We start from the raw sequence: 13,533 nt of genomic DNA, 5'->3' as shown, positions 1-13,533 counted from the left end.
CGTTGCTTTTGTTTGAACATGTTTCTGTTTTGAAAAAAGAAGCAATCAATGGACTGAACGTTAATCCAAACGGCATCTATGTCGACTGTACACTCGGTGGAGGCGGCCACAGTGAGGCCATTGCCAGACAGCTTGTCAATGGTCATTTATATGCATTTGATCAGGATGATGAAGCGCTGGAGGCTGCTTCGGTCCGTTTAAGGGCATACGCCGATAAAATCACTCTAATCAAGTCCAACTTCAGATATTTAGAGCGCGAGCTTCGTAATCGAGATATTTCAGAGGCTGACGGTATTCTTTTCGATCTCGGTGTTTCTTCACCACAATTTGATCATGCAGAGCGTGGGTTCAGCTATCAGCATGACGGGCCTTTGGACATGCGTATGGATCGTCAGCAATCGCAAACGGCCGCGGATATAGTTAATGAGTGGACTTCAGAGCAGCTGGCACGCATCTTCTTCATGTACGGGGAGGAACGGTTTTCAAAATCGATTGCCAGAAAAATCATCGAGTACCGTGAGCATCAGAAAATAACCACAACGGGAACTTTGGCGGCACTGATTAAAGAGGCGATTCCTGCTCCAGCGAGAAGAAAGGGCGGGCATCCGGCCAAACGCGTGTTTCAGGCGCTGCGCATTGCCGTTAATGATGAATTAGGCAGTTTTGACGAAGCATTGGTTCAGTCGCTTCATCTCCTTACGATTGGCGGGAGAATCGCTGTCATCACTTTTCAATCCTTAGAAGACAAGCTGTGTAAACAGTTTTTCAAAACATATAGTGAAATGCCAGAGTTGCCGCCGGGATTACCGGTAATACCAGATTCTTTTTCACCTGTACTTAAGAAAATTGGAAGGAAACCGATTGTACCTTCTGACGAAGAAATCAAGGTTAACAATCGTGCACGTTCGGCAAAACTGAGAATTGTGGAAAAAATCAGGGAAATTAAGGAGGATGAGGAGCAATGAGTCAGAGCCAGCAAGCTTTTCAAGTACAGAGACAGGAGTATGTGCAGCAGGTACCGAGAAAAGAGCAAATTGTTATTACCCGCCGAGTCACAAAAGGAGAGAAATGCCTCTGGATTTTGGCAGGAACAGTTCTTTTTGCACTTGCTCTCTGTGTCGTCGCCAATCAGGCAAAACTGTACTTTGCTTCTCAAGAATTAACCTCACTTCAATCACAGATAGAGGATCAGTCAAAAGTGACGCAGCAGCTGAAGGCAGACGCTGATCGTCTGAGCTCTCCGGATCGAATCGTTCGTTTTGCAGAAAAGGAACTGGGCCTGAAATTAGATATTGAGAACATCAAGATACTCCCATAAGGTGGTTTATCCCATGTTCCAGCGAAAAAGAAGATTAATCAATTTCTGGGCAGGCTTAGTCGGCGGGTTTTTTATGCTGATTTTTTTAATCATTATCGGCCGATTTGTTTACATAGCACAGGGAAAAGAAATTGATCACCATAATTTACTGGAAGTCGGTAAGAAACAATGGTCACAGTATAAAATTGTGGATGAAAAGCGTGGAACAATCTATTCGGCTAATGGGCGTATTTTAGCTGAAGATGTTCCTGCGTATACACTTTACGCAATTCTCAGTCCGAAAAGTGATCATTACGTCAAAGACAAGAAAAAGACGGCTCAGGCGCTGGCTCCGATTTTAGATATGAAAGAATCGGAACTTCTGAGAATCCTGAATCGTAATGCCTATCAAGTTGAGTTTGGTTCGAAAGGGAAAATGCTTACTTATGCCAAAAAGAAGCAGATCGATAAACTGCATCTGCCTGGAATTGGTTATCTGACCGAATCAAAACGCTATTATCCGGAACAGACAAGTGCGGCCTACACGCTCGGGTTTACACAATCTAATCCGGAAAACAGCCAGCAGAAAGGTGTTTTTGGCATTGAGCAATCTCTGGATCAATATTTGACCGAAAAAGACGGAACGGTTCGTTACTACCGCAGTCTGTCAAATGTTCCCATTCCGGATGAGAAACAGGAAATACAGAAATCAAAACCGGGGAAAAATGTATATCTAACCTTGAACACAAGCATTCAGACTGTTCTGGATCAGGCGATGTCTCGTGTTAAAGAGGAGTACAAGCCTGAAAGCATGATTGGGATTGTCGCAGACCCAAAGACCGGTAAAATTCTTGCGATGTCTTCCAGACCGGATTTTAATCCTAATCAACGTGATATTAAAAAATTCAGTAATGCGGCCATTTCGGAACCGTACGAACCCGGATCGGTCATGAAGGCCTTTACTGTGGCTTCTGCAATAGATGCGGGGGTTTACAATGGATCAGCAACCTATCAATCAGGAGAATACAGAACGAGCGGAGGCACGATCCATGACTGGAGACGCCAGGGATGGGGGACAATTACCTTTGACCAGGGTTTTGAATTGTCATCAAATGTCGGCATGTCTGTCTTGACGGATAAATATCTTGGTGCAGACAAGCTTCGCGACTATTTGCGAAAATTTGGTTTTATGCAGAAGACAGGCATTGATCTTCCCGGTGAACGTCCCGGAATTGTGAACTGGCAATGGAAACTTGATAAATTGGAGGCCTCATTTGGTCAGGCATCTGCTTTTACTGCCATTCAAATTGTTCAGGCCGCCACAGCCATAGGGAATAATGGAAAAATGATGCGCCCCTATATCGTTGACAAGGTAGTTGATCCGAAAACGGACAAGGTCATTCTTAAACATCATCCGGTGGTTGCCGGACAACCGATTTCTGCATCGGCGGCTGAACAAACGCGCGCATTGATGCGCAAAGTGGTTACTGATAAAAAAGTCGTGAATGGATCGGGAGCAACGGGTCTTTCCTATGATCTTCCGGGCTATGATGTCATCGGTAAAACAGGGACTGCTCAGATTTCATCAAATGGCCAATACTTGATTGGAAAAAACAATTATGTTTACTCGTTTCTTGGTATGGCGCCGCAAAAAAATCCGAGGCTGATTGTCTATGTCGCAGTGAAGCAGCCGGAATTGAAGACAACCGAGCTTGGGCCTGAACCTGTGACCAAGATCGTGCGCCCGGTGATGACCAGTGCGCTTCAATATCTTCAAGTATCGAAAAAAGAAACAGCATCAGCAGATCAACATGAGCTCCCTTCTCTGACTGTTGAAGATTACACCGGAACAGAGAGCGCTCAGACGGAACAAGCGTTGAAAAATAAAGGAATTAATCCCGTCATTCTTGGATCGGGAATTGTGCAAAAACAACGCCCCTATCCTGGTGAAAAGCTTTTTGCAGGAAACAGAGTGATCTTATCAGCCAACGGATCAAAGAAAATGCCGGACGTAACCGGCTGGACACTGGCTGATGTCATGAAATTGGCGGATATGGAACAACTGAAACTGAGTATTAAGGGTGAGGGGTTTGTCTCAGATCAAAGCATTGCCAAGGGTTCGGAGATAAAGCCGGGAAGTCGCTTGACCATTACGATGGAAAACGAGAAAACGCAGTCTGATTCAGATAATAACAATCAATAAGCCATGATTGCTTTAAATAGCCGTTTTTCACAGGTCAGAAAAGTTTTACAGAGCCAGGCAAATAAAATAAGCTCGTTCTATTTTTTCTTTCTTGCACATATGGGTAGGACAAGGAAAGATGGGAGGGGCTTATTTTGCGCGTTTCGAAAGTGACTGTAAAAAAACGATTGCTGTTTTTTTTGTCCGTTGGAATGATAGTTTTCGCATTATTTATTGTCCGATTAGCCTATTTGCAGATCTTTAAAAACAGTTGGCTGATGAATTATGCGCTTCATTCCTGGAGCAGAGAGATTCCTTATGAAGCTGAACGCGGGCGCATTTTAGACAGTCGTGGGAAAATACTGGCGACGAATGTAAGCAGTCCATCTGTACTTGTTGTACCGAGACAGGTAAAGGACAAGAAGAAAGCAGCTAAAGAACTGGCGGCTGCACTTAATATGAGCGAAAAAAAGGCCTATGAAAAAATAACAAAGAAAGAATCTATTGTCCGTATCACACCGGAAGGGAGAAAAATTTCGAATGAGAAAGCGGCACAGGTAAAGTCTTTAGGCATTCCCGGTGTATTTGTTGCAGAAGATTTTAAACGCGATTATCCGAAGGGAAACTACCTCGCCCATGTTCTGGGTTTTGCCGGTATTGACAATCAAGGATTAACAGGCCTTGAATCGTATTACAATGAGGGATTAGAAGGAGAAGATGGCCATGTAGCCTTCTTTTCCGATGTCAACGGTAACCGAATGTCGGATCTTAAAGACACGTACGTCCCTCCAACCAGTGGATCCAGCCTGATGCTGACGATTGATTCACGTGTACAGTCAATCATCGAGCGCGAGTTAAATAATGCGACTGCCCAATATCATCCCGACAGTGCGATGGCAATTGCTATGGATCCGAATACAGGAGCAATTCTCGGAATGTCATCAAAACCCGATTATAATCCGGAGAATTATAAGAAAGTCAAACCGGAGGTCTATGATCATAACCTGCCAATTTGGAAAACCTATGAACCGGGGTCTACATTTAAGGTCATTACGCTCGCAGCGGCTCTTCAGGAGAAGGCTGTCGACCTGAAAAAGGATCGTTTCTACGATCCGGGCGGCATTGAAGTTGCAGGAACGACACTGCACTGCTGGAAAAAGGGCGGGCACGGATCCGAAAGCTTTCTCGAAGTTGTTCAGAATTCATGCAACCCAGGCTTTGTCGCACTCGGCGAACGTCTCGGCAAAGACAAACTGTTTTCCTATATTCACAAATTTGGATTTGGCGAGAAAACTGGCATTGACTTGCAGGGAGAAGCCAGGGGAATCTTGTTTGACGCGGATAAAATCGGGCCGCTTGAAACAGCAACAACCGCGTTTGGACAAGGAGTTTCTGTAACACCGATTCAGCAGATTGCTGCAGTTTCTGCCGCGGTGAATGGCGGTTATCTTTATCAACCTCAGCTTGCCAAAGCATGGGTCGATTCTGATACGGGGAAAACAATCAGCCGAATGGAACCCGTAATGAAACGACGTGTCATTTCCGGGCAAACATCCAAAGAAGTACGTGATACACTCGAAAGTGTTGTTGCGCAAGGCACGGGACGCAATGCTTATGTTCAGGGCTATCGAATTGGCGGGAAAACCGGCACAGCGCAAAAAGTCGATCCTAAGACAGGAAAGTATATGAGCAACAATTATATCGTTTCTTTTATGGGGTTTGCACCGGCAAATAATCCTAAAATTGTGGTCTATGTTGCTATTGACAATCCAAAAGGAACCGTTCAGTTCGGTGGTACTGTTTCCGCACCCATTGCCGGGCGCATTATTGGTGACAGTCTAAGTGCTATGGGCATAAAGAAACAGACGGGAGGACTGGAAAAGAAATTGCGCTGGCCCGATCAGCCGTTGATTAAAATTCCAAATCTTGTCGGTATGGACAAAAATGATCTGCGCCAGGCACTGTTTGACTTAAAATTGAAGACAGAAGGAAAAGGCGATGTGGTTACAATGCAGTCACCGAAACCTGGAATTAAGGTCAAACAAGGTTCAACAATAATGATATACTTAGGTGACAAAAAGAAAGCAGACGATTAAAATAAGCAATGGACGCAGGGGAGCCGGTGTTCCAGATGCCGGCTCCTGTGCATACATAAACGATTCAGAGAAGATCCGGGCATTGAAAGAAGTAACCCGGACCTTTCCCTGTCCAAGCCGCGTGATCCATTGAGGTGCGGTTGAAATCAATCTGATGAGGGACGTGTCAATTAATGAAATTTGCGGATTGCCTTAAGGCACTTGCTTTTTTCCGCCAGGAAAGAACTGGAAATCCGGAAATAAATGATTTGGTTATTGATTCAAGACTCGTAAAGCCGGGAACTTTGTTTTTTTGCATCAAAGGACATCATGTTGATGGACACCTTTTTGCTGCTCAAGCTGAGAAAAATGGTGCTGTCGCTATGATTGCACAGGATCCGGTAGATGTGTCCATTCCGGTTATCTACGTTAATGATACTCATAAGGCGCTGGCGATGATTTCCGATCAATTTTATGGACATCCGAGCCGCGATCTTCATATGATTGGTGTTACAGGAACGAATGGCAAGACAACAATTACTTATCTCATTCAGTCCATTCAGGAAGCTGCAGGAATGAATACCGGTTTGATTGGAACAATGGGCATCCGTTACAAGGATGAGTGGCTCCCTGTGGAGAACACGACACCCGAAGTACATCTGATTCATAAAAATCTTGCAAAAATGAAGGCGCAGGGTGCGGTTTCAGTGGTGATGGAGACTTCGTCAAATGCGCTTTACGATGGCAGAGTGCATGGCTGTGATTTCAATGTCGGTATATTTACAAATCTTACGGAAGATCATTTGGATCTTCATGGGACAATGAAAGATTACATGTATGCAAAGAGTCTGCTGTTCTCTCAGCTTGGAAACAGTTATGGATCCGGGAAGAAGGTGGCCGTTCTGAATGCAGACGATCCGGCTTCTGAAGTGTACCGGCATATGACAGCCGCGCAAGTCATGACGTATGGCATTGACAAAGGTGCGGACTTCCGTGCGAAATCTATTCAAATCAGGCCGGCAGGCACTGACTTCATTCTGGAGACGGGAAGTCGCTCTTACTCCGTGTCGATGAAACTGATTGGTAAATTCAGTGTGTATAATGTACTGGCAGCGCTGGCAGCCTGCTCGATTCAGGGTTTGGATCTTGCTGGAATGATTCATGCGGTGGAGCGAATTAAGGGCGTTTCCGGCCGATTTGAACCTGTCGATGCAGGTCAGGATTTCACTGTCATTGTTGATTATTCACATACGCCTGACAGTCTTGAAAACGCGCTGGATACGATTCGCGAATTTGCGCAGAAACGTATTATCGCTGTCGTTGGCTGCGGTGGTGACCGGGAGCGCGGCAAAAGACCAATTATGGCGCGTATTGCGGTGAACAAAAGTGACCTTGCCGTACTGACGTCGGACAATCCGCGTACGGAAGATCCAGCCGCAATTCTGGAGGAAATGGAAGCTGGAATTCAGGGAAGTACGTACAAAAAGATCATCAATCGACGTGACGCGATTAAGTATGCAGTTGAGAGCGCTGAATCGGGAGATATTATTCTGATTGCGGGAAAAGGACATGAGGATTACCAGATCATCGGCACGACAAAGTATCATTTTGATGATCGTGAAGAAGCACGTGCAGCGATTCTCGAACGAGAGTAAATCGGAAAGATAAAGTTCATATTTAAGGGAGCGTAACGGATGAGTATTGGAATAGATATAGTCAGGGGCCAGGCGATTCAGTCGATTGGAGCCCTGAGCCATGAACAGCGATTAACGGTTATGACAGACAGCCGCAACATGGTAGAAAATGGTCTTTTTGTCCCGTTAAAGGGTGAACGTTTTAACGGTCATCAATTTTTAGAACAGGCGATTCAGAATGGGGCGGTTGCTGCAGTCTGGATGGAGAGAGAACCGCTTCCTGAAAATGTTCCCGAGGGTTTCCCTGTTTTTTTTGTCCGTGATACACTTGTTGCGTTGCAAAGTATGGCCAAGAGTTACCTGAATCAAGTGAATCCGAAAATTATTGCGGTTACGGGTTCGAACGGTAAGACAACAACTAAGGACATGATCCACAGCATTCTCTCACAGACATTCAAGGTGTACAAAACACAGGGCAATTTAAATAATCACATCGGCGTTCCATTGACCATATTATCTATGCCCGAAGACACGCAAATACTTGTTCTGGAGATGGGCATGAACCACTTTGGAGAACTGACTTTTCTCAGCCAGCTGGCGAAACCGAAAATTGCTGTCATTACTAATATCGGCGAATCGCATATTGAGTATTTGGGAAGTCGGGAAGGAATTGCAAAAGCCAAGCTCGAAATTGTCAAAGGACTGAGGAAAAAAGGGACCCTGATTATTGATGGAGATGAACCACTTCTGGCTAATATTCATTCGCACGCATTCCAAATTGTCCGTTGCGGATATGGCATGCAGAATGAATGGCAGATAACGGAGGCCAATGAGTCCGTAGACGGAGCATCCTTCTCTTTGAACGGAAAGCAGGAGCGGTTTTCTGTGCCGGTACTTGGTAAACATAACGTTAAAAACGCTGTTTATAGTTTCGCGGTTGCCCGTCTTCTTGGTGCAGACATGGAAATGATTCGTCATGGTCTGGAACGCCTCAGGCTGACCAAAATGCGATTTGAAAAAGTGGCAGGGATGAGAGGATCCGTTTTAATTAACGATTGCTACAATGCGAATCCTACCTCTATGAAGGCTTCAGTGGAAACTTTGAAGGCGCTGCCGGGTTTTGAGCGAAGGGTAGCCGTTCTTGGCGACATGTATGAGCTGGGTGAAAATGAAATGGCGCTGCATGAAAGTGTTGCCGATGTTCTGACGAAACCGCTGACTCATGTGGTCACCATTGGCAGCAAAGGCGCCTGGATTGCAGAAGGACTGCGTAAACGACACTCAGAATCCGAACTTGAAGTGCATACCTATGCGACGAAAGAGGAAGCAGTCACTTACCTTGATTCACTGCTGGATGAGAAGACAATCATGCTTTTTAAAGCCTCCCGTCTGCTCGCGCTTGAAGAATTATCAGATAAATTCCGGGCATAACCGTAGATACAGTTAAAAGTATATTTCGTTAATTGTGAAGAGGAACCGTGCATGTAAAGGAGCGAAAGGATTCATGACACTGACTTTATTATTTGGTTTAGCTATTTCTTTTCTTGTGACACTTGTTTTTGCACCTTTTTTTATCCCGCTTTTGCATCGATTGCACTTTGGACAATATATTCGTGAAGAAGGCCCAAAAAGCCATCAGAAAAAAAACGGTACACCGACGATGGGTGGTTTGATTTTTCTTGTTGGACTTTTGGCCGGTATTCTTGTCATGGGATTGAAGTATCACATGACAACACAGGATACGTACATGCTTCTTTTTGTGACATTCGGATTCGGATTTATCGGTCTGCTTGATGATTTTATTAAAATCACAATGAAACGCAATATGGGACTGACGTCAAAACAGAAAATGGCCGCACAGATTGTTATTGCTCTTGCCTTCTGGTTTATTATGACCCGTTATGATTATTCCACATACTTGTCATTTCCGGGCACTCATTTCATGATTAATCTTCAATGGTTCTACCCGCTGCTTGTTCTTTTTCTGCTCATTGGCGTGCCAAACGCGACTAACCTGACTGATGGCATGGATGGGCTCCTGACTGGCCTCTCGGTCATTGCTTTTGGCGCATACGCAATTATTGCCTGGTTTTCAATGAATCTTGGTGTGGCTGTTTTTGCAACGACCCTGCTTGGTGCATTGCTCGGATTTTTAATTTTTAATGCACATCCCGCACGCGTCTTCATGGGTGACACCGGTTCACTGGCACTGGGCGGCGCGCTTGCCGGCATGGCCATTTTAACCAACACAGAGCTTCTTCTTGCTGTAATCGGGGGCGTCTTTGCCATTGAGACGCTTTCAGTTATTATACAGGTCATCTCGTTTAAATCTACGGGACGCCGTATATTTAAAATGAGTCCGATTCATCATCATTTTGAACTGTCCGGATGGTCCGAATGGAAAGTTGTTACAGTCTTTTGGCTTGTCGGGCTAATGCTTGCGTTGATCGGAATCTATTTGAAAGTAGGGATGGCCAGTTGAAAACGCTGAATACGTACGAGAATAAGAAAGTACTTGTGCTCGGATTAGGAAAGAGCGGCTACGCGGCATCAAAACTGATGAAAAGTTTAGGAGCGGATGTGACCGTCAATGATCGAAACGATTTAAGTACGGATGAACACGCCAAAGAATTGAGGCGGGATGGTGTTCAGATTGTTGGTGGCGGCCACCCCTTGGAGCTGCTGGAAGATGTGTCGCTTTTAATCAAAAATCCGGGTATTCCCTATACCAATCCGATGGTGAAAAAGGCTCTTGAGCAAGAGATACCCGTTGTGACGGAAGTGGAAATTGCGGGACTTCTGTCGGATGCCCCGATGATCGGGATTACCGGTTCCAATGGGAAGACAACGACAACCATGCTGATCGGCGAAATGATGAAGCACTCGTCTTTTGAACCGATTGTTGCAGGCAACATCGGAACCGCGCTCACTGCGATTGTGCAGAAAGCAACCGTGCGTAACGCAATTGTTGCTGAACTTTCAAGCTTTCAGCTCATGGGCACACGCAGCTTCCACCCTCATGTCGCCGTTGTATTAAATATTTTTGACCACCATCTGGACTACCATGGTACTGTAGAGAATTATGCCAGTGCCAAGGCACGAATTACCGCCAATCAGACGAAAGACGATTATCTGGTCTATAATGCCGACAGCACCCGCGTGGTTTCATATATAGCAGAAAGATCACAGGCGAAAAAAGTGCCTTTTTCATTGAACAAAAAAGAAACGAGTGGCGCTTATGTTTCTGGTGGCTTTATTTTCTTCAAAGAAAATCGGATCATGCCTGTTGGTGAAATGGGCATACCGGGCGAGCATAATCTGATCAATGCGCTCGCTGCGGTGGCTGCTGCTGGTGTATGCGGCGTTTCACCAAAGGATATGGCAAATGTGCTGCAATCTTTTAAAGGAGCACGCCATCGCCTGGAATACGTGGATATCGTGCAGGGACGAACGATTTACAACGATTCCAAAGCAACGAATATCATTGCGACGACTAAAGCGCTTCATGCTTTTCCAAATAAAGAAATTGTACTTCTTGCAGGAGGCCTTGACCGGGGTAACTCGTTTGATGCATTAATTCCTGAATTGAAAAAAGCGCCGATTAAAGCCGTGCTTTTATTCGGCGAAACGAAGAAGAAATTGCTTGATGCATGCAGAAAGGCCACTGTTCCTGTCATTAAAGAGGTCGAAAACGTTGAAGCTGCCGTACCTGAGGCATTTGCGCTTTCACAGCCTGGCGACGTTATCCTCCTGTCTCCCGCGTGCGCCAGCTGGGATCAGTATAAATCTTTTGAGCAGCGCGGTGACATTTTTATTGCCGAGGTGAATAAGTTTAGATAATGGGACGGGCCGGATCATGAATTCTTCCGACAATCTGTGTCCCGGATCTGAACGGAGTGTTGCTCATGATCAAGTATCGCCGCATGCCGGATCTGGTCATGCTTGTTGTTACATTGGCACTGCTGGCCATCGGTTTACTGATGGTGTACAGTGCCAGTGCGGTCAAAGCAGCCAGTGAATTTGGCGATTCATTGTATTTTCTCAAGAGACAGCTTTTATTTGCCGGAGTCGGTCTCATTTTAATGTTCGCTGTGATGCGAATTGATTATCATTTCTGGCGTTCGTGGGCGAATCTTGGACTTGCTGCCTGTTATGGACTGCTTGTTCTTGTGCTGATTCCGGGAGTTGGACTTGCCAGGGGCGGGGCAAGAAGCTGGCTTGGCATCGGTGCTTTTTCGATACAGCCGTCAGAATTTGTTAAGGTTGCCTTAATTTTATTTCTGGCCAGCTATTTGTCTGAACATCAGTCGCGCCTTCCATTTTTTCGAAAGGGACTTGTGCCCTCTCTTCTGCCGGTGATTCTGGCATTCGGATTGATTATGCTTCAACCAGACCTTGGAACGGGCATGGTGCTTGTGCTGACCTGTGTTTTGATGATTTTTATCGCCGGTGCGAGGATCAGGCATTTTGTGCTGCTGGGATTCGCGGGTACGGTCGGTTTTGCGGGACTCATCATTTCCGCACCGTATCGCCTGAAGCGTCTCACCGGTTTTTTGAATCCGTGGCAGGATCCGAAAGACAGCGGATTTCAAATCACGCAATCTCTGCTTGCAATCGGTCCAGGTGGACTTCTTGGCTTCGGATTAGGGCAGAGCAGGCAAAAATATCAATATCTTCCTGAACCGCAAACGGATTTCATTTTTTCAATTGTCTCAGAGGAGCTTGGGTTTATCGGGGCATCGTTTGTGCTTATACTTTTCTGTCTCCTGCTCTGGCGCGGTGTTTTAATTGCTATTAAAGCACCGGATCTATTCGGCTCTTTGCTTGCGGTTGGTATCACCGGTATGATTGCCATACAAATCATGATTAATATTGCTGTTGTTACCGGACTTATACCGGTCACCGGGATTACACTGCCATTCTTAAGCTACGGCGGATCATCGCTCACACTGATGCTTGTTTCTATCGGCATTTTACTGAATGTCAGCAATCAGGTACATTCATAATCCTCTTAATTTAAGATGCATCTTTATTTGCCCCTGTTTGACTGAAAACAGGGTTTGCTGTTTTATAAAAAAAAAAATAAAATAGGAAAATGAGGGTACGCATATACCTGACGAGTAAAAGAGAATGATGACAACAGAATGGAATGGGCTGATGAATTGATGCTTGGGAGGAATGGTGATATGGATAAGAAAAAAGTTGTCGCATTGGAGGATCGCCTGCCACAACTGAAAAAAGAAAGAAAGCAAAGGGCGAATCGCCGCTTTGCTTTTTACGCGTCACTTTTTTTCCTTTTGATACTCATTGTTGTCTATTTCCAATCACCACTAAGCAGGGTGCACTCAATAAGTGTTTCAGGAGAGCAGATTGTCAGTGAAGATCAAGTCATAAAAGCAAGCGGGATCACGAATAAAACACATGTATGGGATATTCGTGTAAAATCAGCAGAGCAAGCTGTTAAAAAGCTGCCTACTGTTCGCTCTGCAGCCATTGACAGGACATTTCCGAATAAAGTGAAAATCACCGTGACTGAGTATACGCGTAAGGCTTACTTAGAAAAAAACGGCAGTTTTTACCCCATCCTTCAAAATGGAGCAACGCTGAGCAAGCTTCCAGGCAGCAAACTTCCTGTTGACGCCCCTGTCCTTCTTGGTTTTTCGGATGCAGCACCACTTAAGGCAGTAGCGGAAGGCCTTTCAGGAATCTCAAGACAATTGTCACATAACATTTCTGATATTCATTACGTAGGAAAATCAGAAAGCGGCGATGATCTGATCTTATATATGAATGACGGGAATAAAATTATTGCGAGTACACGTACTTTTGCCCGGAATATAAAGTTGTATCCCGAAATTGCGGCGAATCTTCCCAAAGGAGCGCACGGGACGGTTCATTTAAGCAACGGATCTTATTTTATCCCGGCAGAGACAAAAAAGGATACCGGGCTACAGACACAGACGAATCAGTAAGTAGATTGTCACCTGTCACGGATCTTGTCTGAGAGGCAATTTAATCTTTTCTAAGTATTCAACTTGGTGTAGACTATTAACTAGTTAGTACTTAATAGTATTAGAGGTACTTTTTTCAGGTTTTCTGACGAATAAGTCGATATAACTATTTATTTTGCCTGATTATTTGCCGATATAATAATGAACTAAGTAGAATTTTTAAAAAGGGAAATGCTCTGTCTTGTAGAATACAATCAGTAGGCTGAATTTTAACTACAGGAAAAGAGAAAGTGTTGGGTTGAAAATAATGTCTTATAAAAAGTACTGCAATTATTCATATGTCGCTTGCTCGATCCAATCATCCCTGATAGAGAAATCATCAAAGATATTCAAG

At 44.9% G+C, this 13,533-nt stretch carries 10 protein-coding genes; all 10 read left to right on the top strand.

Going from position 1 to position 13,533, the window contains the following annotated elements; all coding sequences use genetic code 11:
- The first annotated feature begins 8 nt into the window (after nucleotides 1-8).
- The 10 genes from rsmH (at nucleotide 9) to M3N64_RS03155 (ending at nucleotide 13,160) form a co-directional block, all read left to right on the top strand.
- Nucleotides 9-965 (top strand): 16S rRNA (cytosine(1402)-N(4))-methyltransferase RsmH, encoded by a 957-nt coding sequence (gene rsmH / locus M3N64_RS03200; RefSeq protein ID WP_249097551.1) that lies wholly within the window; start codon nucleotides 9-11, stop codon nucleotides 963-965.
- Nucleotides 962-1,318 carry a cell division protein FtsL gene (ftsL, locus tag M3N64_RS03195; protein WP_249097532.1) on the top strand — a complete coding sequence of 119 codons (357 nt, stop codon included), beginning with the start codon at nucleotides 962-964 and terminating at the stop codon, nucleotides 1,316-1,318. Before rsmH ends, ftsL begins: the two co-directional genes overlap by 4 nt.
- Before the next feature lie 13 nt (nucleotides 1,319-1,331).
- Nucleotides 1,332-3,500 carry a penicillin-binding protein gene (locus M3N64_RS03190; RefSeq protein WP_249097518.1) on the top strand — a complete coding sequence of 723 codons (2,169 nt, stop codon included), beginning with the start codon at nucleotides 1,332-1,334 and terminating at the stop codon, nucleotides 3,498-3,500.
- 134 nt (nucleotides 3,501-3,634) lie between these two features.
- Complete coding sequence (locus M3N64_RS03185) at nucleotides 3,635-5,575, top strand: stage V sporulation protein D (RefSeq protein WP_249097497.1); 1,941 nt, start codon at nucleotides 3,635-3,637, stop codon at nucleotides 5,573-5,575.
- 173 nt (nucleotides 5,576-5,748) lie between these two features.
- Nucleotides 5,749-7,209 (top strand): UDP-N-acetylmuramoyl-L-alanyl-D-glutamate--2,6-diaminopimelate ligase, encoded by a 1,461-nt coding sequence (locus M3N64_RS03180; RefSeq protein ID WP_249097478.1) that lies wholly within the window; start codon nucleotides 5,749-5,751, stop codon nucleotides 7,207-7,209.
- Between the two features lie 39 nt (nucleotides 7,210-7,248).
- Entirely contained in the window at nucleotides 7,249-8,619 is a 1,371-nt protein-coding gene (locus M3N64_RS03175) for a UDP-N-acetylmuramoyl-tripeptide--D-alanyl-D-alanine ligase (RefSeq protein ID WP_249097457.1), read from the top strand.
- A gap of 73 nt (nucleotides 8,620-8,692) precedes the next feature.
- Nucleotides 8,693-9,670, top strand: a complete 978-nt coding sequence (gene mraY / locus M3N64_RS03170; protein ID WP_249097452.1) for a phospho-N-acetylmuramoyl-pentapeptide-transferase — start codon at nucleotides 8,693-8,695, stop codon at nucleotides 9,668-9,670.
- Nucleotides 9,667-11,028 (top strand): UDP-N-acetylmuramoyl-L-alanine--D-glutamate ligase, encoded by a 1,362-nt coding sequence (gene murD, locus M3N64_RS03165; RefSeq protein WP_249097449.1) that lies wholly within the window; start codon nucleotides 9,667-9,669, stop codon nucleotides 11,026-11,028. The genes mraY and murD overlap by 4 nt, the downstream gene beginning before the upstream one ends.
- A 65-nt stretch (nucleotides 11,029-11,093) precedes the next feature.
- Nucleotides 11,094-12,194 carry a stage V sporulation protein E gene (gene spoVE, locus M3N64_RS03160; protein WP_249097416.1) on the top strand — a complete coding sequence of 367 codons (1,101 nt, stop codon included), beginning with the start codon at nucleotides 11,094-11,096 and terminating at the stop codon, nucleotides 12,192-12,194.
- Between the two features lie 180 nt (nucleotides 12,195-12,374).
- Entirely contained in the window at nucleotides 12,375-13,160 is a 786-nt protein-coding gene (locus tag M3N64_RS03155; RefSeq protein WP_249097412.1) for a cell division protein FtsQ/DivIB, read from the top strand.
- The last annotated feature ends 373 nt before the right edge of the window (nucleotides 13,161-13,533 follow it).

The sequence above is a fragment of the Sporolactobacillus mangiferae genome (assembly GCF_023336505.1).
Taxonomy (GTDB): domain Bacteria; phylum Bacillota; class Bacilli; order Bacillales; family Sporolactobacillaceae; genus Sporolactobacillus; species Sporolactobacillus mangiferae.
Note: the sequence above shows the minus strand (reverse complement) of the source record. Positions and strands in the feature narration are given on the sequence as shown.

What these genes read in the sequence shown, in the direction of transcription:
- spoVE (WP_249097416.1), top strand. Translation starts at nt 11,094, where the DNA reads ATGATCAAGTATCGCCGCATGCCGGATCTGGTCATGCTTGTTGTTACA.
- M3N64_RS03175 (WP_249097457.1), top strand. Translation starts at nt 7,249, where the DNA reads ATGAGTATTGGAATAGATATAGTCAGGGGCCAGGCGATTCAGTCGATT.
- ftsL (WP_249097532.1), top strand. Translation starts at nt 962, where the DNA reads ATGAGTCAGAGCCAGCAAGCTTTTCAAGTACAGAGACAGGAGTATGTG.
- mraY (WP_249097452.1), top strand. Translation starts at nt 8,693, where the DNA reads ATGACACTGACTTTATTATTTGGTTTAGCTATTTCTTTTCTTGTGACA.
- M3N64_RS03180 (WP_249097478.1), top strand. Translation starts at nt 5,749, where the DNA reads ATGAAATTTGCGGATTGCCTTAAGGCACTTGCTTTTTTCCGCCAGGAA.
- M3N64_RS03190 (WP_249097518.1), top strand. Translation starts at nt 1,332, where the DNA reads ATGTTCCAGCGAAAAAGAAGATTAATCAATTTCTGGGCAGGCTTAGTC.
- M3N64_RS03155 (WP_249097412.1), top strand. Translation starts at nt 12,375, where the DNA reads ATGGATAAGAAAAAAGTTGTCGCATTGGAGGATCGCCTGCCACAACTG.